Annotated in this window: 20 protein-coding genes and 1 tRNA gene; 13 read left to right on the top strand and 8 right to left on the bottom strand. The window is 59.3% G+C overall.

What is annotated here, in order from left to right; translation table 11 throughout:
• The first annotated feature begins 90 nt into the window (after window positions 1-90).
• Together ACZ5D1_RS00950 and ACZ5D1_RS00945 are read left to right on the top strand one after the other, a co-directional pair.
• Complete coding sequence (locus ACZ5D1_RS00950; RefSeq protein WP_011366326.1) at window positions 91-903, top strand: LytR/AlgR family response regulator transcription factor; 813 nt, start codon at window positions 91-93, stop codon at window positions 901-903.
• A gap of 40 nt (window positions 904-943) precedes the next feature.
• The gene (locus ACZ5D1_RS00945) at window positions 944-2,647 is read left to right on the top strand and encodes a LytS/YhcK type 5TM receptor domain-containing protein (RefSeq protein WP_464555615.1); all 1,704 of its coding nucleotides are present in this window, start codon (window positions 944-946) and stop codon (window positions 2,645-2,647) included.
• Window positions 2,648-2,931: 284 nt separating this feature from the next.
• Here ACZ5D1_RS00945 and ACZ5D1_RS00940 read toward each other — a convergent pair whose 3' ends face one another.
• Window positions 2,932-3,255 carry an AzlD domain-containing protein gene (locus ACZ5D1_RS00940; RefSeq protein ID WP_027182549.1) on the bottom strand — a complete coding sequence of 108 codons (324 nt, stop codon included), beginning with the start codon at window positions 3,253-3,255 and terminating at the stop codon, window positions 2,932-2,934.
• A 2-nt stretch (window positions 3,256-3,257) separates the two neighbouring features.
• Entirely contained in the window at window positions 3,258-4,181 is a 924-nt protein-coding gene (locus ACZ5D1_RS00935; protein ID WP_464555613.1) for an AzlC family ABC transporter permease, read from the bottom strand.
• A gap of 150 nt (window positions 4,182-4,331) precedes the next feature.
• On the opposite strand from ACZ5D1_RS00935, the gene ACZ5D1_RS00930 reads away from it, so the two are divergent.
• The 4 genes from ACZ5D1_RS00930 (at window position 4,332) to ACZ5D1_RS00915 (ending at window position 8,213) form a co-directional block, all read left to right on the top strand.
• Window positions 4,332-5,765 carry an aminotransferase-like domain-containing protein gene (locus ACZ5D1_RS00930; protein WP_011366322.1) on the top strand — a complete coding sequence of 478 codons (1,434 nt, stop codon included), beginning with the start codon at window positions 4,332-4,334 and terminating at the stop codon, window positions 5,763-5,765.
• A 252-nt stretch (window positions 5,766-6,017) separates the two neighbouring features.
• Window positions 6,018-6,797 carry a molybdate ABC transporter substrate-binding protein gene (gene modA / locus ACZ5D1_RS00925; RefSeq protein WP_464555611.1) on the top strand — a complete coding sequence of 260 codons (780 nt, stop codon included), beginning with the start codon at window positions 6,018-6,020 and terminating at the stop codon, window positions 6,795-6,797.
• Window positions 6,798-6,800: 3 nt separating this feature from the next.
• The gene (locus ACZ5D1_RS00920; RefSeq protein WP_464555609.1) at window positions 6,801-7,469 is read left to right on the top strand and encodes a molybdate ABC transporter permease subunit; all 669 of its coding nucleotides are present in this window, start codon (window positions 6,801-6,803) and stop codon (window positions 7,467-7,469) included.
• A gap of 9 nt (window positions 7,470-7,478) precedes the next feature.
• Window positions 7,479-8,213 (top strand): Rossmann-like domain-containing protein, encoded by a 735-nt coding sequence (locus tag ACZ5D1_RS00915; protein ID WP_011366319.1) that lies wholly within the window; start codon window positions 7,479-7,481, stop codon window positions 8,211-8,213.
• A 129-nt stretch (window positions 8,214-8,342) separates the two neighbouring features.
• Here the strand turns inward: ACZ5D1_RS00915 and ACZ5D1_RS00910 are convergent, their stop codons facing one another.
• Genes ACZ5D1_RS00910 through ACZ5D1_RS00895 form a run of 4 tightly spaced genes read right to left on the bottom strand, consistent with a single transcriptional unit; the run spans window position 8,343 to window position 11,631 of the window.
• Window positions 8,343-9,929 (bottom strand): DEAD/DEAH box helicase, encoded by a 1,587-nt coding sequence (locus ACZ5D1_RS00910; protein WP_027182553.1) that lies wholly within the window; start codon window positions 9,927-9,929, stop codon window positions 8,343-8,345.
• Window positions 9,930-9,970: 41 nt separating this feature from the next.
• Window positions 9,971-10,249 (bottom strand): GIY-YIG nuclease family protein, encoded by a 279-nt coding sequence (locus tag ACZ5D1_RS00905; protein WP_011366317.1) that lies wholly within the window; start codon window positions 10,247-10,249, stop codon window positions 9,971-9,973.
• A gap of 60 nt (window positions 10,250-10,309) precedes the next feature.
• Window positions 10,310-11,032, bottom strand: a complete 723-nt coding sequence (locus ACZ5D1_RS00900; protein ID WP_011366316.1) for a metal-dependent hydrolase — start codon at window positions 11,030-11,032, stop codon at window positions 10,310-10,312.
• Between the two features lie 29 nt (window positions 11,033-11,061).
• Entirely contained in the window at window positions 11,062-11,631 is a 570-nt protein-coding gene (locus tag ACZ5D1_RS00895; protein WP_011366315.1) for a UbiX family flavin prenyltransferase, read from the bottom strand.
• Window positions 11,632-11,889: 258 nt separating this feature from the next.
• Here ACZ5D1_RS00895 and ACZ5D1_RS00890 point away from each other — a divergent pair.
• Window positions 11,890-11,966, top strand: a tRNA-Arg gene (locus ACZ5D1_RS00890).
• Window positions 11,967-12,434: 468 nt separating this feature from the next.
• Here ACZ5D1_RS00890 and ACZ5D1_RS00885 read toward each other — a convergent pair.
• Both ACZ5D1_RS00885 and ACZ5D1_RS00880 read right to left on the bottom strand, forming a co-directional pair.
• The gene (locus tag ACZ5D1_RS00885) at window positions 12,435-13,355 is read right to left on the bottom strand and encodes an ABC transporter substrate-binding protein (RefSeq protein WP_011366313.1); all 921 of its coding nucleotides are present in this window, start codon (window positions 13,353-13,355) and stop codon (window positions 12,435-12,437) included.
• 134 nt (window positions 13,356-13,489) lie between these two features.
• Complete coding sequence (locus ACZ5D1_RS00880; protein WP_464555608.1) at window positions 13,490-14,413, bottom strand: ABC transporter substrate-binding protein; 924 nt, start codon at window positions 14,411-14,413, stop codon at window positions 13,490-13,492.
• Between the two features lie 579 nt (window positions 14,414-14,992).
• Between ACZ5D1_RS00880 and ACZ5D1_RS00875 the strand changes: the two genes are divergently transcribed.
• The 6 genes from ACZ5D1_RS00875 (at window position 14,993) to ade (ending at window position 22,254) form a co-directional block, all read left to right on the top strand.
• A complete protein-coding gene (locus tag ACZ5D1_RS00875) occupies window positions 14,993-16,087 on the top strand; it encodes a BMP family ABC transporter substrate-binding protein (RefSeq protein ID WP_011366311.1) in 1,095 nt (364 codons plus the stop codon).
• Window positions 16,088-16,228: 141 nt separating this feature from the next.
• Window positions 16,229-16,876 (top strand): phosphoribosyltransferase family protein, encoded by a 648-nt coding sequence (locus ACZ5D1_RS00870; RefSeq protein ID WP_011366310.1) that lies wholly within the window; start codon window positions 16,229-16,231, stop codon window positions 16,874-16,876.
• A 1-nt stretch (window position 16,877) separates the two neighbouring features.
• Complete coding sequence (locus tag ACZ5D1_RS00865; protein ID WP_011366309.1) at window positions 16,878-18,410, top strand: ABC transporter ATP-binding protein; 1,533 nt, start codon at window positions 16,878-16,880, stop codon at window positions 18,408-18,410.
• Entirely contained in the window at window positions 18,407-19,489 is a 1,083-nt protein-coding gene (locus tag ACZ5D1_RS00860; protein WP_011366308.1) for an ABC transporter permease, read from the top strand. Before ACZ5D1_RS00865 ends, ACZ5D1_RS00860 begins: the two co-directional genes overlap by 4 nt.
• A gap of 62 nt (window positions 19,490-19,551) precedes the next feature.
• Window positions 19,552-20,481: an ABC transporter permease gene (locus ACZ5D1_RS00855; RefSeq protein WP_011366307.1), complete on the top strand. Its 930-nt coding sequence runs from the start codon at window positions 19,552-19,554 to the stop codon at window positions 20,479-20,481.
• 60 nt (window positions 20,482-20,541) lie between these two features.
• Window positions 20,542-22,254, top strand: a complete 1,713-nt coding sequence (gene ade / locus ACZ5D1_RS00850; protein WP_027182557.1) for an adenine deaminase — start codon at window positions 20,542-20,544, stop codon at window positions 22,252-22,254.
• The last annotated feature ends 320 nt before the right edge of the window (window positions 22,255-22,574 follow it).

The raw sequence follows: 22,574 nt of genomic DNA, 5'->3' as shown, positions 1-22,574 counted from the left end.
GTGTGTACACCGCGCCCACGCCGCGGGCAAGCGGCACACCGTTACCGGCCCCTATGGACAAGCTGCAGCACCGGCATTAGGGTCAGATGCATGACAATTCGCTGCATCGTTGTGGATGATGAACCGCCTGCACGGGATGAGATGGTCTATCTGCTTTCCCGCTTTGCAGATGTGCAGGTAGCCGGCACTGCGGATTCCGCGGAGCAGGCGCTTGCGCTTATTGCGCAGCAGAAGCCCGACCTTGTGTTTCTGGACATCCAGATGTACGGCCACAACGGTTTTTATGTTGTGGAGCAGTTGCTGGATTATCCCGAACCTCCGCTTGTTGTTTTTGCCACTGCGTACGACCAGTACGCCATCCGCGCTTTTGATGAAAATGCCGTGGACTACCTGCTTAAGCCCATAGAGGAAAAGCGGCTGGCCAAAAGCCTTGACCGTGTGCGCGAAGCTCTGGCTGCCCGCACGGAACAGGAGCAGGACAGCCGGACGCAGACCGCTCCGCCGCTGCATGACGACATCCGTCTTGGCAGACTGCTTGAACAGATGGGCAGGCGCACTGTGCTCACGCGGGTAGCAGTGGAACGCGGCGGGCGCATTGTGCTGCTGCAGCCTGACGAAGTTTTTTTCATTCAGGCTCAGGGCAAACGGATCTGGGCACACACAACCGAGGGTATGGCTCCGTGCCACGGCGTGACAAATCTGCAAAAGCTGGAAGAGAAACTCGCCGGGCATGATTTTTTCCGCGCCACCCGCGGAGAACTGATCAACATGCAGCATGTCCGCGAATTTTCGCCATGGATGCACGGCAAATACAACATTGTCATGAGCGACCCCGGCCAGACAGAAATCACCGTCAACCGCAGCAGGGTCAAAGATTTCAAGGAACGGCTGGGGCTGGTCTGATAGCCGTGACCGCCCCGTATTGCCGCAGCGGAGAAACAGCATGACAACGGGCATTCTGCTCATAACGCTTATCGAGCGTTTCGGCCTCATGGTTGCCGGAGCGTTTATGCTGCTGTCCATCAGTCCCGTGCAGAAACTGCGCCGCGACACCAATTCACCCCTGCAAAAAAGTTTCTGTATTCTTTTTTTCGGGTTATTCGGCATTCTGGGGACTTACAGCGGTAACGCCATCTTTGAGTCAGTGGCAAACCTGCGGGCCATGGCTGTCATAACGGCAGGATTGTTCGGCGGACCGGCCGTGGGACTGGGTGCCGGACTCATGGCGGGACTGCACCGCAACATCATCGACCCCGGCGGCTTCAGCGCGTTGCCGTGCGGTCTTGCCACCGTGCTCGAAGGGCTTTTTGCCGGGCTGGTGGCATGGCGGGTCAAGGAAAGCATGGACTGGCGGCTGGCTGCCATGCTGGGTCTGGTAGGCGAAACCGTTCACATGATTCTGGTGCTGGCTCTGTCGCGCCCGTTTCCGCAGGCGGTGGAACTGGTCAAAGTCATCGGCATGCCCATGATTGTGGTCAACTCGCTGGGCGCCGCACTGTTTGTACAAATCATCAATCTGGTATCCAAAGGGCGTGAACGCCGCGAATCAAGCCATGCGGAACAGATTCTTTCCATTGCCAACCAGACGGTGAGCCATCTGCGCAGCGGTCTTAACAGAGAAACGGCTGCCGCCACGGCGCGCATAATCTACGACAACATCCCCCTGGCCGCTGTGAGCATTACAGACACGGAAACCGTGCTGGCACACATAGGAGCAGGCGACACACATCATCTGGTGGACAAACCCATCCAGACCGAAGCCACACGACGTGTACTGCATTCCGGTCAGCCGACATTTCTCAGCGGCAAACGGCAGATTGCCTGCGGACATCCGGGCTGTCCGCTCAACTCCGCCATTATTATCCCCCTGCGCAAAGGCGATACAGTCACCGGCACGCTCAAATTTTACGGCAGCCAGAGCGAGCCGCTGGACAGTATCCGCTTTGAAATCGCCAAAGGGCTGGGCGGACTGTTTTCCACCCAGCTGGAACTGGAAGACATTCATCTGAAAGCGCGCATGCTGGCCCATGCAGAAATCCGCAGACTGCAGGCACAGATAAACCCGCACTTTCTTTTCAACTCGCTCAATACCATCGCTTCTTTCTGCCGGACAAACCCTGACAAAGCGCGCGAGCTGCTGCTTGACCTTTCAAGGTATATGCGTCGCAGCCTCGACAGCAGCAGGGGGTTTGTCCCCTTGTACGAAGAGCTTGAGCAGGTGGCCTCGTACCTTGCCATTGAACAGGCACGGTTCGGCGACAGGGTAAGAGTGGATGTGACCATAGAACCGGACTGCACCGACTGGCCTATCCCGCCGCTGATAATCCAGCCCATTGTGGAAAACGGTGTACGGCACGGCATTGCACGGCGTGAAGAAGGCGGCGTAATCACCCTGCAGGTGGGCAGAGACGGCGACGAACTGGCCGTACGCGTTGCCGACAACGGTGTGGGTATGGACGAACAGCAGGTACAAAGACTGCTTGCCCGCCATCAGACCGACTCCCATTCCTCCGGCATCGGCGTAACCAATTGCAGACAGCGGCTGGAGCAGATTTTCGGCCCCCGCTATACGCTGAACATCCACAGCCGCCCCGGAGAAGGCACCGAGGTGGCCTTCAGAGTCCCTAAAATATCGATGGTGCAATAACGCCTGGGCCGCAAGGACACACGCTGCGGCTGTGGCCGGTATGCGCCCCGGCTGCAGCCGGTATGCACCTTGAAACAAGAGACGGCCCTGCTGCCCGTCCACAAGCTTTTCCTGACAGGACATACCGGCCGGAACAAAGCCGTACCGGAAGTTATCAACCGGCAAACACGGCTTGCGCAGGCTGTCCGGCCCGGTCGTGCCCCGCAGCCGTCAGAGCGTCAGCTGGCCGGAGACGGGGCGTTGCGGAGCAACCCTGCAGGCCGGAAGCCTGAAACCGGACAAGTTCAGGCCAGTCCGAAATAGCGTGCGGCCGCCACCGTGGCCATGCCTGCGGCCACCGTGCCGAAAAAGCTGCGGGTCAGCATTGCCACGGCAAATGATGGCAGCGCCGCCCAGAAGTAAATGTTACCGGTAATGTCGAAATGCTCCTCGCGCAGAACCAGTGCCGGCATGAGCAGGGCGGAAAGTACCGCCGTAGGCACAAAGCTGAGCCAGCGGCCCACAACGGGCGGCAGACTGCGCGAAGAAAGCAGCCACACGGGAACAAGCCGCGGAATATACGTAACTGCGGCCATGCCCAGAATCAGCGCGAAAACATCAGCATTCATAGTTACTCCTCCGGTGCAGACATGTGTTCTGCGCAATCCCGGGCAGCCCCGCGGGTCTGCACTGCTGACGCCGTGCCGGCAGGTCCCGCCGCAGGCTCCGCTGATCTGCGTTGTGACACAACCGGCCCGCCGCCGCGCCCTGACAGCACCGTGCCCAGCGTGGCGGCAAACACCGTGGCCAGAATCACATTCCACTGACCTGCCCCCGCATACGCCAGCCCCACGGAAACAGCAGCCGAAGTCACCGCCACCACCACATGCAGCCTGCCGCGCACCTGCGCCACCAGCAGCGCCACAAACATGGCGGGCAGCGCATAATCAAGCCCCAGAGGCTTCACATCACCTATCAGCCCGCCGAACAGCGCTCCCAGAGCAGAACCCGCAACCCATCCCAGCTGCGCGGTCATGTTAAGCCCCAGTGTTTCCGCTTTGTCCGGCACATACTCGCTCTGCAAAGCTGCAACGCCGTTCCCGGCTTTACTGCTCTGAAAATGCACCGCGTGCATGGCAAAAGTTTCGTCAGTCAACTGAAAAGCAAAGAGTGCCTGCATCGGCCGTGACCAGCGGCGCAGGTACGGAGCCAGCGATGCCGCCATAAGCAGATGCCGCAGGTTGACCACAAATGTGGTAAGCACCACCGAAAACATGGCTGCACCGGCTCCGGCCGCCGTGGCCAGCATACCTACGGCAATCAGCTGTGCGGAACCCGCAAAAACCGCGGTGGACATAAACACCGCCTCCAGCGGTGAAAGACCGGTTTTGTCCGCCAGCACACCGAAAGCAAACCCCACGGGCAGATATCCGAGCACAATGGGCACGGCACGGCGCATACCCCGTCCCGCGCGCACCGCGGCAGCGGCCCCCTGCGGACCGGCAGCAGCGTCCGTCTCTGCCCGCTGCCCTGCTGCACACTCATATTCACTCATTGCCAGTTCCTCTCTGATTACAACCTCTGCCGTCTGCCGCCCCGTTCAGGGCACACCACACCGGCATTCTCAGCTTGACGGAGCAATTCAAACACAGATACAATTTTCAGAACAGATACAGTTTTTACAAAATTCGATACGTACAGAATAATGGAAACACCCCGCCGCGAAGCCTTCCGATACCATGAAGTGGAGCAGCACGTCCTGCGTCTCATCGATTCCAAGCAATATCCGCCGGGTTCCCGCCTGCCCTCTCTGCGGGCTGTGGCGCGCACGCTGAGCGCCAGCCTGGCAACGGTGTGCCATGCCTACGAAGAGCTTGAGCGTCGCGGGGTTGTGGAATCGCGCCCGAGGTCGGGCTATTATGTGCGCACGCTGCCCAGCCCTCTGCCTGTGCCGCACAGCGCTCCGGCAGAAGAGGAAGAACCCCGCGAGGCAAACCGCAGCCGGCTTATTGCCACCGTGCTTGAAGCCGTGGGCAATCCGCAGATGGCTCCTTTCGGCGTGGTAAGCCCCGACCCTTCGCTGCTGCCCGGCAAAAAGCTGGGGCAGATACTGGCTGAACTGAGCCGGCGCAATGCGGAACAATGCGTAGCGTATGAAACCATTGCAGGCAATGCGGAATACCGCAGGCAGATCGCAAAGCGCGCCTGCGAAGACGGCATGCCCACACGCGCTTCCGAGGTGGTGGCCACCACAGGCGCCATGGAAGCATTGTACATCGCGCTGCGGGTACTCACCCGTCCCGGCGACAATGTCCTTATCCAGTCGCCCACATACTACTGTTTCCTGCAGCTGCTCGAAACATTGGGCCTGCGTGCTGTGGAAATTCCTTCCGACCCCAAGCACGGCATAAACCCGGCAGACCTCACCAAGGCGCTTTCCACGTTTGAGGTGGCCGCCTGCATTCTTTCAGGCAACTTCAACAACCCCGACGGAGCGCTGACGCCCGACGCAGCCAAACGCGAGATTGTCGACATACTGGCCGCACGCGGTATTCCGCTGGTTGACGACGATGTGTCCGCTGATCTGCACTTCGATGCGCAGCGCCCTGCGTCATTCAAACAGTATGACAAAAAAGGGCTTGTTGTGTTCTGTTCTTCGTTTTCAAAAACCATTGCACCGGGATACCGCGCCGGATGGATGCTGCCCGGCCGCTTTATGGAAAAAGCTCTGGAGGTGAAGGCAACCACCAATGTGTGCTGCGCCACCCCCACGCAGGCAGCCGTCGGCGAATTCATGCGGCTGGGGCTGTACGACAGACAGCTGAAAAAACTGCGCTCCGCCTTTCAGACACAGATATGCGCCATGCATGAATGCATCGGTTCCGCCTTTCCCGACGGAACGCGTGTAACCAGCCCCCGCGGCGGCGGTGTACTGTGGGTGGAACTGCCTGCCGCCGTCAACGGCGTTGAGCTGTTTTTTAAAGCCCGGGCCCGCCGTGTGGGCATTGCCCCCGGCTCAATATTTTCCACCCGTGACCGCTTTTCAAACTATATCAGGCTGTCATGCTGCGGTATCTGGAACCCCAGAATGGAAGAAGCACTGCGCGATCTGGGGCGGCTGGCACGCGAGCTGACCTGAACCGCAACCGCACGGCACCGGCCGCTGTTGCGTATCGCCTGACCGCATTGCGGTTCTCTTATCCACTGCTGCCGCACACGCTCAGTCTGCGGCAGCCTGCCATCTGTTTTCTCATATTCTGTCACGCATTTTATTTTTTTCGTGACCGCATTGTCACCCCGCCCCGTGCTGTCTACAGACGTTTATAACCGCATCAGCCCATGCGCTGTTTGCGTTGTTTTTTTCCGTCCTGCAGCATGACCGGAGGTGTGTATGCCTGTTCGCCGATGTTCCGTTTTTCACTCACTGCCGGCGGCATGGATGCTCTGTCTGTGTCTGATCGTTTCCGCCATGCCGTCCGGTGCCGCCGCATCCGGCCAGCCGGAAAAAACAGAAGGCATAGTACTGGCATCGGGTGCAGGATACAAAAAAATGGTCAATGCACTGGCAGAGATATTCACCCTGCAGACCGGCACCAAGGTTGATCTGGTGTACGGCAACATGGCCCGCGTAACCGCACTGGCCCGTCAGAGCGGGCAGGTGGATGTGGTGCTGGGCGACAGCACCTACCTGCACGGGGCGGAACTGGATTTTACCCGCCGGCACACACTCGGTCACGGAAGACTGGTGCTGGCTGCCGCTCCGGGCAAAACGGCAGACTCCGCCGCGGTGCTGGACAACTCCGGAGCAACCCGCATCGCCCTGCCGGACTCGGCCAAAGCCATTTACGGTATTGCTGCACGCGAGTTTCTGCTTTCCACGGGCAGGTTGCCCGACATCGCTCCCAGACTGATAGAGGTGGCCACAGTTCCGCAGGTTTTTTCATACCTTGCGGCAGGAGAAGTGGATTACGGGTTCATGAACCTGACTCACGCACTGAATGTGGCGGACAAGCTTGGCGGGTATGTGGTGCTGGATGAAACTGCACATACGCCTGTGCTTATCATGGCCGGAGTACTGCGCGCAGCACCCTCGGCGGAACAGGCCGCCGCATTCATGGGCTTTCTGGAATCACCGCAGGCCCGTGCCGTCATCACCGCCAACGGACTGTAGCCCATGCCTCTGGCAGAGATTCTGATGCAACCGCAAACCGCGGGCCCGGTACTGCTGACCGCAAAAACGCTTGCGGTTTCCGGTCTGCTGCATCTTGTCTGCGGTGTTCTGCTGGCCTGCTATCTTTCCGGACCTCCGGGGCTGCTGCGCGGCACGGTTGACTTTTTCACCACGCTGCCGCTCGTCTTTCCTCCCATTGCCACAGGCTTTGTACTGCTTTTACTGCTCGGCAGAAACGGCATGGTGGGCAGCATGCTGCCGGTGGATATTATTTTCAGCTTTTACGGTGTGGTACTGGCCGCATTCGTTGCCGGTCTGCCGCTGATGGTCAAGCCGGTGGAGGCTGCGCTGCGCGGCGATGTGCGGCGTCTGGCCGAAATAGCGCGCGTGCTCGGCAAAAACGAATGGCAGGTGTTCTGGCTTGTCCTGCTGCCCAATGTGCGCCGCAGCGTGCTTTCCGGCTGGTTTCTTGCGCTGGGGCGTTCGCTGGGCGAGGTGGGCATCACCCTGATGCTGGGCGGCAATATTGTGGGCAAAACCAACACGCTGTCTCTGGAAATATATAATGCCGTGTTCAGCGGCGAATTCGAGCGGGCCATGGTGCTGTCGGCCATCATCGGTTTTTTCTCGCTCGCCATCTTTTTCATGCTCAGACGGCTTTCGGCAGTATAGGAGGACTCTATGCCCAGCATTCTTGAATCATTACGCAATCAGGTTGTTCCCGCGTGGCACAAGCAAGGTCTTATGGACGATCCGGTAAGCGTGACCGCAGGTCCGCTCAGCGTAGAGCAGGCCATCGGCAATCCCGGCCGCAGCGACTTTCCCATCCAGAAAGGCAAGGAAAAACTCATGGAAGCCTGCTTCCGCCATGCGCGCGGACAGGCATTCACAGACAGCTACGGTACGTTCAGCGGCACACTGGCACAGGTGGCCGCGCTGCCGCTGGACGGCAACTTCCAGCGGGCGGTATTCGTCTCTGTGCTCAATGCCGTATTGCGCTGGCAGCAGTGTGTCACAAACACCGTGCACTGCAAGGACTGCGGCCCCAAGGATTGTGCACGGGATCTTCCGGCCCATATCATACGCCGTTACGGCAGGTGCCGTGTGACGCTGGCCGGCATGCAGCCCGCCATGATTGAAAGTCTGGCCGGAGTGCTGCCCCTGCGTGTTGTGGATCTTGATCCGGACAACATCGGGCAGGAACGCAGAGGCGTCGGCATAGAAGGTGCCGATACGGCACAGGACGCACTGGCATGGGCCGACCTGCTGCTGGTTACCGGCACCACACTGGCCAACAACAGCATAGGGGACTTTCTGCAGCACACTCCGCAAAAACCTGTTCTGTTTTACGGCACCACCATTGCCGGCGCCGCGCAGCTGATGGGGTGGCAACGCTACTGCCCCCGCAGCAGCTGAACCGGTTTTCACCGTTGTCCGCTGAGCACGTCGGCATTCCGTCGTGCCGGAACATCGGCCCCGCCCGCAAAAAAACCCGCTCCGGAAAATCCGGAGCGGGCGGTATACTCAGCACTGATGCGGCGGTGCTCAGCGGCGGCTGGCAGGTTCCACGGCAAGCTTGTTGCCGCGTATCTGGTTGCCGTTCATCACTGCAAGCACTTCTGCGGCAAACTCGTTGGGCACTTCCACAAACGTGAACCGGTCATAGATATCTATGGAGCCGATCATCCGTCCGGGCAGGCCGGTTTCTCCGGCAATGGCCCCCACAAAGTCACGTGCCGTCACGCGGGCTTTGCGGCCCACGTTAAAGAACAGGCGTACCATGCCCGGCTGGGCACCGGTATCACCGAACTTCTGCTCTTCGGTCACGGCATCGCCTGCGTTGCGGTGCATCATCATGCGCAGCAGGGCGGCGGCAGCTTCCACAGAGGTGAACTCTTCGCCGATAATGCCTTCCACCAGTTCTATGTAGCGCTCCAGACCGCCGGTGCGTATCTGGTTGGTCACTTCATTGAGCATCTGGGTGGATTTGGCGTTTTCCACTTCGGAAAGCGAGGGTACCTGACGCTGTGCTATCTGCGCCTTGGTAAAGCGCTTGATGTCGCGCAGCTTGTAGAATTCGCGGCCGGACACAAAGGTGAATGCACGGCCCGCACGGCCCGCACGGCCCGTACGGCCGATACGGTGCACATAGCTTTCCACATCGTTGGGTATGTCGTAGTTGACCACTGCTTCCACGTTTTCCACATCAATACCGCGGGCAGCCACGTCGGTGGCCACCAGAATATCAATGTTTCCTTTGCGGAAGCGGTTCATCACCCTGTCGCGCTGGGCCTGATTCAGGTTGCCGTGCAGTCCGTCGGCATCATATCCGCGGGCCTGCAGATTGGTTGCCAGTTCGTCCACGCCCACCTTGGTGGAGCAGAACACGATGGTCAGCTTGGGATTATACACGTCCAGCACACGGCACAGACTTTCCAGCTTCTGGAAAGGACGCACCTCGAAGTATATCTGCTCGATGCTGGGCACGGTAAGCAGCTTCTGGGTGACTTTCAGGAACTCCGGTTCCTTGAGGTAGCGCTGCGCCATATCGAGAATGGCGCGGGGCATGGTGGCGGAAAAGAACACGGTCTGTACTTCCTGCTCCATCTTGCCCAGAATGAATTCAATGTCATCGCGGAAGCCCATATCGAGCATTTCGTCCGCCTCGTCCAGCACAACCATTTTCACGGTATTGATGTCCATGGTTCCTCTGTCGAGGTGGTCCATCACGCGGCCCGGCGTACCCACGATAACCTGCGCACCACGGCGCAGAGCGCGGACCTGCCGTTCGATGGGCTGTCCGCCGTATACGGGAACAACACTGATGCCCCGCTTGTGGCGGGCCAGTGTAGTCACTTCTTCGGCCACCTGAATGGCCAGTTCACGCGTAGGACACAGCACCACGGCCTGCGTGGCTTTATCACGGGGGTCAATGCGCTCGAGAATGGGAATGCCGAACGCAGCAGTCTTGCCCGTGCCTGTCTGGGCCTGTCCGACCACATCCTTGCCCGCCAGTATGTGCGGGATGGACATCGTCTGGATGGGAGACGCCTCCTCAAAGCCCATGTCCTGTATCGCGCGCAGCACTTCCTTAGAAAGGGGAAGATCTGCGAAAAGAAGTTTTTCAACCATTATCTTGTATGTTTCCTTGCCATGCGTCTTTCGGCATCGCGTTATGACAACGCTGCGGCAGAGCCGGATGTTTCTGCCATTGCAAGCAGAAACGCCCTTTTTTTGCCGGAGGGCTGCCTCTTTACTTTCCATTCCACCCGTTGCGCTGTGCTCCGGTCAGGAAACGAGGCGCTGACAAGCAGTGAAACAGGACGCCGCGAACGCGTGTATTTTGCGCCGCAGCCCCGATTGTGCTCGTCAAGGCGTCGATCCATGTCCGTGGTAACGCCGCAGTACTGCGTACCGTCGGCACAGGCCAGCAGGTAGACTACCCAATCCATCTTATTACCGCCGATGTGTTTCTCTGGCGCACGATGCCAGACGCACGCATGAGAACCCTGCTAGTCGCAGGCACAGCCTTCTGACGCGGTTTCCAGCGTCAGGGTTTCTCCGGGCTTCATGTCGAAGAGGCGGCAGTCCGGAGCAAAATTCATCAGTTGTTCTTTAAAACGCGCCGTATTGCCCTCCAGCACGGGGAACGTGCCCCAGTGCATGGGCACCACCGAACGCGCACGCAGCAGACGGCACGCCAGCGCGGCCTGCTTGGCATCCATGGTGAACACCCCGCCGATGGGCAGCAGCGCCACATCAATGGAATACAGACGCCCCCACAGTTCCATACCGGCAAAAATACCCGTGTCACCGGCGTGGTAAATGGTAAAGCCGTCGGGCAGCGTAAGTATATACCCCGCAGGCGCGCCGGATTCCGAAGAATGATACGCCTGCGTCATGGTCACGGCCACACCGTTGTGCAGCACTGTGCCGCCGATGTTGAACCCGATGCCGTTAAGCACCTGCTGCTGCGGCACACCCGCAGCGGCCAGCTTTTCAGCCGTACCCACTATGGCACCCATCATGGCGCCCGTTTCACGGCATATCTCCACGGTCTGGCCCACATGGTCGCCGTGGTCGTGGGTGACCAGCACAAGGTCGGGTTTTGCTATGCCCTGCCACGCCGCGGCAGCGGAAGGATTACCCTCGAAAAAAGGGTCTATCAGAATGTTGGCGCCCTCTGTGGCAATCTGAAAATTGGCGTGGCCATGCCACGTAAGCAGATGCTGCATGAAAACGTCTCCTTCCCGTTGTCTGGTTGTCAGGCCGGCAAACCGCCCCAGCGGCGGCACAGGTCATGCTCGATGCCCAGATGATCAAGCATCCTGCCCACAAGATGATTCAGTATGTCCTGTATGCTTTCGGGCCGGCTGTAAAACCCCGGACACGGCGGCATGATAACCGCCCCGGCTTCCTGCGCGGCCAGCATGTTGCGCAGATGCACTCTGCCAAGCGGCGTCTCGCGCGGCACCAGAATCAGCGGCCTGTTTTCCTTCAGCGTCACATCCGCCGCACGGTGAATAAGGTTGGACCCTATGCCGTTGGCTACCGCGGCAAGCGTGGTCATGCTGCACGGACAGATAACCATGCCGGAATGCCGCCATGAACCGCTGGCGGGGGCGGCGCCCACATCTTCGGGGTCGTGCCGCACATCGGCAAGAGCATACAACTGGTCAACGGAAATTCCCGATTCCAGCGTGAGCACCTTTTCCGCCGCACGCGACACCACAAGATGCGTTTCCACATCCGCGGCCCATGTGAGGGCATTTAGCAACGTCACGGCAAGCGGCATGCCGCTTGCGCCGGAAACGCCTACAATAAATCGTTTCATGGCTGTTCCTGTCCGGTTTATCCTGCAGCCGGATATCTCCGCGCAACCGGCCGCGGTTCCAGAAGAGCGTTTTTAGCAAAATTGTGCAGCACACGCCAGAGATTCATGGACACATCGGCCGGAATTATGCAACATTGTAGAAAATCAATATGTTCCGGCACGCTGGCCCCTTCATTCTTTTCTGCGTGCCATCCGGGAGCTTTCATGTCAGTTATTTCTTGACAGAAAGCAAGTGTAAGTTTAGGAGATGTCGTTCTCGGGCAATTAGCTCAGTTGGATAGAGCGTCAGCCTCCGGAGCTGAAGGCCACAAGTTCGAATCTTGTATTGCCCACCATAAGAAAAACTAAGGACTTAGCATTGAACAGTGCTGAGTCCTTTTTCGTTGGAAAACTGTTTTCCAGCCCTATGGTAATCCCCCCGAAAAAGAATGGCCCTGACTTTCCGTGAATCGAGATTTCTGCATTGCCGTCCCCTTGAGGGCAGTTTGCCAGAAATCTCTACCATGCGCGGTCCTATTTTAGGGGAAGGGTACAATGGTTCTTGGGAACCAATTTCTCTATCGAGATAAATTCCATTTTGATTTGCTGATTTTGGGGTGCTTTCAACATGGCAACATTATAAGCCCCCCCGCCGTTTGGCGAGGGCTTGCCAGCAGTCTGAAGCCCGGCAGCATGCTGCCGGGCTTCATCGTTTTCATAGTGCACAGACCATCGGGTGCAGGAAACAGAGCGCATTCAGCCCCTGCCGGGGCCGCCAAAGACAGCAGAACCTGTCCCGCGGCCGCCTGCACTGCTGTGCAGCATCAGGAAAAGGCGGCACGCACCGCGTCAATGCCCGGGGTGCCGTCAGCTGCATTTACGCCCTTCAACCATGTTTCCACGGTATCCAGATTGGCACCTATCCAGTCGCGGGCCACATCGGCGGGCTTGCGCTTTTTAAACCCGTATTCATTGATCCACTCGCTCTGCGTGGCACCCTTGATATACAGGTTGGCAAGGAATTTGTGCACCTGAGGAAAGCGATCTCTGAAGTCGAGGCTTGCCAGCGTGTACACAGTGCTTTTATTCACCAGACCTTCCGTACCGGGCACGCCTTCAAGGAATTTCATATCCATCTGATATATCATCCAGTGAGGCTGCCAGCCGTGGAACACCACCCATTCGCCGGCACGCACCTTGTCCTGCACGGCGCGGATCATGGCCGGTACGGGACTGCACAGCATTTTCCAGTCGCCCAGTCCTGCCACGTCATTTTTGACTATCTGCTCGGTGGAAACCTGCATGCCGCTGCCGACTTCAATGCTGTAAATGGTATGATCGAATTTATCGGCATACTTATCAAGATCGGCTATGGAGCGCACCCCGGCTTCCCACACATATGTGGGCACGGCCAGACTCACCCCTGCTTCGTCAAGGTTCACTCCGACGATGTCAACGGCGTTTTTTTCCTTCAGCGGTCTGAACATCTCATTCTGCAGAGGAATCCAGCTCGCCACATACACGTCCACATCGCCGGTGGTCAGACCATTGTACACAATGGCAGGACCCACCTCCAACTGCTCGGTATCGTACCCCATGGCTTCGATAATCTGGGCGAGGACTTCTGTCTTCACCGTCACGCCGGGCCACGGCGGCACGCCGAAACGCACGGTATCAGCCTGTGCCTGCAACGGCAGAACAACACAACATGCCAGCAATACAATGTACAATAACGATTTTCTCAAACCGACCTCCCTGTCAGGGTCCGGCCGGCGGCTTGACAATGAAGCCGCCCGGCACAAAAAACACACGGGCCTGCGGCCTTTCTGCGTGTGTGCACCCGCCGCCGCGACCCCATGCCGCGGCGGCGGAAAAAATATCAGCGCTTAAAAGCGGCACGCACGGCATCAATTCCGGCACTGCCGTCAGCGGCGGTCACCCCGTCAAGCCATGTTGCCACCGTGTCAATATTCGCGCGAATCCAGTCTGAAGCCACTTTTTCAGGAGCCGTCTTTCTGAACCCGAAATCATTTATCCACTGGCTTTGCGTGGCTCCCCGCACATAAAACTTTTTAAGAAAGGCATGCGCCTGCGGATGACGCGTGGCAAACTGCCTGCTGGCAATGGTGTACACCACGCTTTCGCTGACCAGCTTTTCAGTACCGGGGACACCTTCAAGATACTTCATATCAATCTGAAAGTTCATCCAGTGGGGCTGCCAGCCGTGAAAAACCACCCATTTGCCTGCCCGTATGCGTTCCTGCACCGCCCGCAGCATGACCGGTGTGGTACTGCTCACCTGTGTCCAGTCGCCCAGCCCCGCCACATCGTCATGTATCATTTTCTCTGTACTGGTCTGCATGCCGCTGCCGACCTCGATGCCGTAGATGGTGCGGTCGAACATCTCGCCGCGGGCATCAAGGTCCGCAATGGAACGCACACCGGCTTCCCATACATAGGAGGGAACACACAGGCTGGTACCGGCTTCATCGATATTCACCGCCACAACATCAATGGCTTTTTTGTCTCTGAGCGGCAGAAACATTTCGTTCTGCTGAGGAATCCACGCAGCCACACATACGTCCACGTCGTCAGTTGTCAGCCCTTTGTAGATAATGGGGGGACCTATTTCGAGCTGCACGGTGTCGTACCCCATGGCTTCCAGTATCTGGCACACCACTTCCGACTTGACGGTCACACCGGGCCACGGCGGCACGCCGAATCTGATGGCGTCGGCCTGAGCTGCAACCGGCAGGCACAAAAAGGAAACAAGCAGCAACGTCACCCCGAATAAACGCTTCACGTCAACCTCCTGAAATCAGCTGGCCGAAACACAGACAGACCACAACAGCCGTGTCTGCTTTCAGCACATTACGATACGGGCAGTATACGTGGTAGTAAATTTTTGTTTGAGTGTCAAATATCATAATACATCGCAGCAACACCTACCAAGCAATACCCGAATACGTCATCTTGATAATGCCGTAATCATCGCTCTTATCACCGGCCATCATCCTTTCATACAGCCAGATGCAAATCATTCTATGCGCATGCTGATCACATGCAATATTGCGTGTGCAATATGCATATTTTCACTATTGCATCGTACAATGTGCATAATGCAGTTATATTCCGTATCGAAGCACGCCTGCGCCATGCACACCATACACGAGGCGGCCCGACCGCCCCCGGCCCGGCCTCTGCTGACCGGGCATGCCGTACATGTTGCATATGCTACATTTATCCCTGCATTGCGGTCTCTCCGTCCGGTTTCATGCCCGCGCAGATTGACAACGGTCAGTTACGGTGCTTTCATATTTTGTTGCGCCCGCTTTCGGGCGATTCCATTTTCTACAGTACGGTCCCGTGAGGAGAAACACAGATGACCAAACGTATTTGCTCTTTTCTGGCAGCCGTGGCGCTGCTGTTGTGTGCCGCCATGCCCGCCATGGCCGAAGGTAAACTACGGGTAGCCTTCGCTCTTTTGGGCACCATTGACGACCGCGGCTGGAACACCGCCCATTACAAAGGCATTCAGCAGCTCAAGGAAGCTCTGGGCGACAAGATTGAAATCGCCTACACTGAAAACGTGGGCCCCCAGAATGCCGAACGCGTGCTGCGCAATTATGCACAGCAGGGCTACGACCTCATCTTCGGCACCAGCTTTCCGCACATGGATGCCATCGAGCGTGTTGCAAAAGACTTCCCTGACATCAAGTTCGAACACTGCTCCGGCTACAAGATGGGCCCGAACCTGAGCAACTATTTCGCACGCATGTATCAGGCCGAATATCTGGCCGGATACACCGCAGGGCTCATGGGGTTCACCCGTGTGGGCACCGTGGGCACGCACCCCATCCCCGAACCCATCCGCGGTATCAACTCCTTTACGCTGGGCCTCATCCGCGGGCTTGAAGAAGCCGGCATCGCCTATGACAAATCCACCCTGAACACCGTGGTCTGGATGAAATCATGGGCCGATCCCATCAAGGAAACCACGCTGGCCGAAACACTGGCCGACCGTGACCACGACCTTATCCGCCAGATGGCCGACACCCCCGAAAGCTCGCTGGCCGCATGCGCCCGCGACCTGCCCGCGGTGGGCTACGGCAGCCCCGCAGAAGAATACGGCGCGGACTGTGTTCTTACCTCCACCGTATTCAACTGGGGCAACTACTACGTGCAGACCGTGCAGTCGGCTCTCGACGGCACATGGCAGGCCCGCTCCTACTGGCGCGGCTTTGACGACGATGCCATCCGCCTGACGGCATTCGGCAGCCATGTTCCCGCCGACGTGCGGGCCAAAGTGGAAGCGCTGCGCGATGAGCTTGCCAAAGGCAACGACCGCATATTCGCAGGCCCTGTCAAAGACCAGTCCGGCAAGGTCATCATTGCCGAAGGACAGCAGGCTTCGGACGCCGACCTGCTGGGCATGATGGTTTTCGTTGACGGAGTAAGCGGCAATCTGCCGCAGTAACTCCGCGTCGAAACAGCCATAACGGTTTTCCGGCTCCGGGTCGCATTGCGGCCCGGAGTCTCCTGTTTCCGTACCTTTCACAGCGTGCCAGACGGGGATGGCATAGGGCTGCCCTGCTGTCGTGCGCAACAAGGAGACTCCATGGACGTTCTGCAAGGTCTTGATTCCGGTGAAAAATACCGCTGGGAGGTCAAAGGTCTGCCCTACGCCGTCGAACTGCCGCTGGTGCGGCTGCCTGCCGACGGCAGAACGCTGAAGATAGCATCGCTCAATCTGGTGGGGCAGATACGCCTGAACCGCGACTTAGGGCGCCTGCTGGCTGCAAAAGTGCGTGAAGTGGTGGGCACCATGGACGACGTGGTTATGCTGACAGTGGTGGAAAAAGGCCTGCAGCTGGCACAGGTGGTGGCCGAAGAACTGGGGCTGGAAGCCGTGGCGGTGGCATACAACCGCATCAAGCCGCATATGGAGGCGCAGCGACGGCCGGTGATACAGATAGGCGCATCATCCATCACCAGCGGCGGCAAATTTCTGGCCCTGTACGAACGCGACATGAACCTGCTGGCCCGCGGCAGACGTTTCATTCTCATGGACGATGTGGTCTCGTCCGGCGGCACCATATTCAGTCTGGCAGACATACTGGAAGAAGTGGCCAGACAGAAAGATATGCCGGCGCCGGTCATTGCCGGGGTTTTCTGTGCCGCCACCGAGGGCGAACAATCGCCCCTGCTGCCCGCACCCGTATACGGGCTGGGCAAGCTGCCCGAACCCGTGGTGGAGCCGGAATAGCATGAATGCTCCGCTTCTTGCCTGCGAAGGAATCAGCAAACGGTTCGGTCCTGTCTGTGCCAACACAGGCATCGACCTTGCCGTGCATGCCGGTCAGGTAGTGGCCCTGCTGGGAGAAAACGGCGCAGGCAAATCCACGCTCATGTCCATCATTGCAGGCCGCTACCGGCCTGATGAAGGCACTATCCGCATTGACGGCCAGCCGGTGCAGTTTTCTTCTCCGGCGCAGGCCATGCAGCGCGGCATAGGCATGGTCTACCAGCGGTTCATGCTGGTAGACACGCTGACAGCCGCAGAAAACGTGCTGCTGGCAGCCGATGCCTGCGGCCGGCGCCTGTCCATGAAGCAGGTGGTGGCGCACATGCGCACACTGGCAGAACGCTACGGGCTGCACGTCGATCCGGCAGCCCGCATCCGCGACCTTTCCATGGGCGGCAGGCAGCGGGTCGAAATACTCAAGCTGCTGGTGCAGAATGCGCGGGTACTGATCTTCGACGAGCCCACGGCCGTTCTGGCAAAGCCTGAGGTGGCGGGGCTGTTTGATGTTTTCCGCAAGCTCAAGGCGGACGGCCGCGGCATTCTGTTCATCACACACAAACTGGATGAAGTGATGGAAGCCGCCGACCGCATCGCCATCCTGCGGCGCGGACGCATCGTGGCCGGCAGCGAGCCCGGACGCATCAACAACAAGCTGGAGCTGGCCCGCCTGATGGTGGGACGTGAAGTGGTGCTGCGCGTGGACAAGCCCGAAATGCCCGCCGGTGAAGTGGTCTTCGAGGTGCACAGGTTGTCCGCGACATCACCGCTGGGGGGCTTTTCAGACATCAGCTTCAGTGTGCGCAAAGGTGAAGTGTTCGCCATTGTGGGGGTAGCGGGCAACGGACAGGAGGCTCTTGCGGCAGCCGTGGCGGGACGTACTCCGGCGTCGGGCGGCACCATCCGGTACCGCGGCACCGCATACAGCACGGCGGCATGGGCCCGCCACCGGCCGCGCTCACTTTCCTATGTTCCCGAAGACAGACACCATACCGGCAGTATCGGCAGCATGACACTGGCCGACAACTTTTTTCTTACCCGTCTGGACAAGGCGGGCAACGGGCCGTGGCTGGACCGCAGCCATATGCACGAAGAAACGGAACAGGCCGTACGCCGGTTTGAAATTGTGGCGCACAGCACGCGGACACCGGCCGGAACCCTTTCCGGCGGCAATCTGCAAAAACTGCTGCTGGCGCGGGAAATGGCCGACGACCCCGCACTGTTCATTGCCGAACAGCCCACACAGGGACTGGACATCAAAGCCACGGAAGACGTGTGGTCGGCCATGCTGGCCCAGCGCCGCCACTCTGCCGTGCTGCTGGTGACCGGCGACCTGAGAGAAGCCCTGTCGCTGGCAGACAGAGTGGCCGTCATGTTCCGCGGCCGGTTCATGGACATCATCGATACACAGGACGCCGATTCCGTGGAGCGCATAGGTCTGCTCATGGCCGGCTCCACTGCCGCAGCGCCCGCCGCACCGTCCGGAGAAACAGCATGATCCGTCTGGAAAAACGTCATACCCCGCTGCGCCACCCCAATCTGCTCACCCTGCTGCTGGCGCTGGCCACAGCCTTCATCACCGGAGCGCTGGTAATCAGCGCGTACGGCGCCAATCCGCTTACCGCGTACAGCCTTATGCTGCGCGGTGCGCTGGGGTCGGGCTACGGGCTGGCAGAAGTGGCCGTCAAAGCCATTCCGCTTACCTTAACCGGCCTTGCCGTGGCGCTGGCAGCCACCATGCAGCTGTGGAACATCGGCTGCGAAGGCCAGTTTGTCATGGGCGGCATCGGCGCCACCTGGGCGGCGCTCTACCTTGCGCCTTTTCTGCCGCCGTGGGCTGTGCTGCCGGCTGTCATTCTGTGCGGCGCGGCCGCCGGCTGCCTGTGGGCTCTTATCCCCGCAGCGCTCAAAGTCTGGACCGATGTCAGTGAAATTCTTTCCACTCTGCTGCTGAACTATGTGGCCATAATCATAGTGGAACACCTGTACTTCGGCCCTTGGCGCGACCCCGGCGGGTTTGGTTTTCCGGGCACCATGACATTTCCGCAGCAAGCCATGCTCCCCCGTCTTTTCGGCATGCGCATCCATGCCGGTATCTTGCTGGCGCTGGCAGCCACGGCAGCACTGGCCGTCATGCTGGGGCGCAGCAAATGGGGCTACGCCACCCGCGTCATGGGCGCAGGGCCGCGGGCGGCACGTTATGCAGGCATGAACGTGGGCCGCAACATACTGCTGGTCATGGGCATCAGCGGAGCTCTGGCCGGTCTGGCCGGCATGGGCGAAGTTTCCGCCATCCACTACCGCCTGCAGGAAGGCTTCGCCTCCGGTTACGGCTTTGACGGCATCATCGTGGCCTGCCTGGCATCCATGCAGCCGTTGCGGGTACCTGCCTGCGCTGCCCTGCTGGGAGTCTTTCTGGTTGGAGGCGAACAGCTTTCCTCGTTCATGCAGCTGCCCGCATCCATCAGCCGCATACTTGAAGGGGCGCTGCTGTTCGGCTTTCTGCTGGGCGAAACCGTGCAACGCTATCACATACGTTTTACACCCGCAGCTGCCGCCGGAAATACCGATGCATGACGGCATGCTGTTTCCGGATACGGCAAAAGAGGCAGGCACGACTGTCCTGTGCAGGAACAACCATGATTGAAGATATTGTATTCATCTCAAAAATAGCCATGAAGTCTTCGGTGGCGGTGCTGTTTGCCGCGCTGGGAGAAATTTATGCCGAGCGTTCCGGAGTGCTCAATCTGGGCGTTGAAGGCATGATGCTGGTGGGCGCACTATGCGGCGTGGCCGCCGGACTGGCCACGGGAAACGTATGGCTGGGCGTGGCCGGCGGCATGCTGGCTGCCGGACTTTTTTCGCTGATACACGCTTTTTTTTCCATCACGCTGCGCGTCAACCAGACGCTTTCCGGTCTGGCGCTCACCATTCTGGGAGCCGGTCTGGCCAGCTTTCTGGGACGGGCATACATAGGCAAGGCCGCCCTGCGCATGAAGGTGTGGAACGTTCCCTATCTGCACGACATCCCCGTCGTCGGAAAAATATTTTTCACGCACACGCCGCTGGTGTATGTAGCCTATGTGCTGCTGCCGCTGGCAGCGTGGGTGCTGCTGCGCACCCGCACCGGCCTTAAAATACGCGCCGCGGGCGAAGATGCAGGCTCCGCAGATGCCATGGGTGTCAACGTGGTGCTGCTGCGCTATCTCTGCACATTTTTCGGCGGCTGCATGGCCGGGCTGGGGGGCGCGTATCTTTCCATCGCCTACACCCCCGGCTGGAAGGAAAACATGACCATGGGACAGGGCTGGGTAGCCATCGCCATGGTCATCTTTGCCACGTGGTACCCGTTCCGCGCGTTTCTGGGCGCGCTGCTGTTCGGCGGACTCACGGCTCTGCAATTTTATTTTCAGGCGACGGGCATAGAAGTCATTCCCGTCAATCTGCTGCGCATGTTCCCGTACCTGATAACCATACTGGTGCTTATCGTGGTCATGCGGCTGGACAAAACCAGAGGCAGAGGCGGCGCACCGGCTTCGCTGGGCGTACCCTTCAGCCGGGAAGGCTAGCGGCCCCGCGCCGCGTAACAGGCACCGCCGCATACAGCGGCTGCCGGAGGACAAACAGACATGAAAAACAATACCATGAACACACTTATCGGCGCGGCGCAGGATGAAAGCCCCGTGGATCTGCTGGTCCGCAACGTCAGGCTGGTCAACGTGCTTTCCGGCGAAATCCACGACGCGCACATCGCCGTCAAAGACGGCATTGTTGTGGGATTTGAAGAATATGAAGCCCTGCACGTTGTTGAAGGAAACGGACGCCATTGCATTCCCGGTCTGATCGACGGGCATATCCATATTGAATCCACCCTGCTGTCACCCGCACGTTTTGCCGCCGCGGCCGCGCCCCACGGCACTGCCGCGGTCATGTGCGACCCCCACGAAATAGCAAACGTCATGGGCGCTGAAGGCATTGAATACATGCTGCACGCCAGCGCCGGTCTGCCGTTGTCCGTTTATGTGATGATGCCTTCGTGCGTGCCCGCCACACACATGGAAACAGCCGGAGCCACCCTGCGGGCGGAAGACGTGCAGGATTTTCTTTCGCGCTACCCCGACCGCATGCCCGGACTCGCGGAAATGATGAACTACCCCGGAGTACTTTTCCGCGACGACGAAGTAATGGCAAAACTGGAGGCAGCAGCTTCTCACGTCATTGACGGCCACGCCCCCCTGCTGCGCGGCAAAGCGCTGAATGCCTATGTGCTGGGCGGCCCCGCAAGCGATCACGAAACATCCGATGCGGACGAAGCCCGCGAAAAGCTGCGCAAAGGCATGCACCTGATGATCCGCGAAGGCGGCTCGCAGGAGCACAACCTCGAAGAGCTGGTCACCGTCCTCAACGAATTCAATACCCAGAATGTCTCTTTTGTCAGCGACGACAAAGTGGTCAACGACCTGATGGAAAGCGGACACATGGACGACATACTGCGCAAGGCCATGGCTGCCGGCATTCCCCCTGTCAGAGCCGTGCAGATGGCTTCCATAAACACGGCCCGCTATTTCCGGCTGCACCGTCGCGGTGCGGTGGCCCCGGGCTATCGCGCAGACTTTGTCCTGCTGGACGACCTGCAGACCATGCGCATCTCCGAATGTTATCTGGGCGGGCGCAATGTCAAAGAGATCGACTTCACAGGGCACAGCGCAGCCTTCAGCGCCAACACCGTGCATGTGGCCGGTCTGAACACGGACTCGCTGCATGTGGCGGCCGGCAACGGCAACCTGCGCGTCATCGGCATAGTGCCGGGACAGGTGATAACCCATGCTCTGGAACTGCCGCCCACCCTGCGCGAAGGTGCCGCAGTGGCCGATCCTTCCCGCGATCTTGCCAAACTGGCCGTTTTTGAACGCCACAAAGGCACCGGCAACGTGGGGCTGGGATTCACCGCCGGTCTGGGGCTGCACAAGGGCGCACTGGCCGGTACCGTATCGCACGATTCGCACAACCTGATAGTGGCGGGCATGGACGATGCCGACATGATTACCGCCGCGGAAGAAGTGCAGCGCATCGGCGGCGGTCTTGCCGTCGCCTGTGACGGCCGCGTGCTGGCATCACTGCCGCTGCCCATTGCCGGACTGATGAGCGATGCCCCCGTGGAGGATGTGCTTGCCGGTCTGCGCGGCGTAAACGAAGCCCTTGCCACACTGGGATACAAGCTCAGCAGCCCCTTTGCCGCGCTGGCGTTCCTCTCTCTTGCCGTTATCCCCTCGCTGAAGCTTACCGACAAGGGCCTTGTGGACGTGCACAAATTCGAAATCGTCCCCCTGTGGACAGCCTGAGGCTCCGGCCGCACGGCCGCAGCTGAACAACCTGCCCGCCGGAGATGAAGCAGCCTCCGGCGGGCAGGGAGATGATCTCCCTGCACCCTCAATACGCCCTGCGCGCACGGCACAGAAACGCCCGCAGCGCGTTGTGCCGCTTTCCCCCCGGACGGCCTTCAGCGTACGCCCCGGACAGTCAGCCGACCGCGGCAGAAATCACACAACGGGGGATGCAAGGGGAATCAGTCCCCTTGCCCGTCGGAGACATAAAAAAAACCCGATGCAAAGAGCGGCCTCCGGCGGGCAGGGAGATGATCTCCCTGCACCCTCGGTACGCC

The organism is Oleidesulfovibrio vietnamensis, from assembly GCF_055388115.1.
Note: the sequence above shows the minus strand (reverse complement) of the source record. Positions and strands in the feature narration are given on the sequence as shown.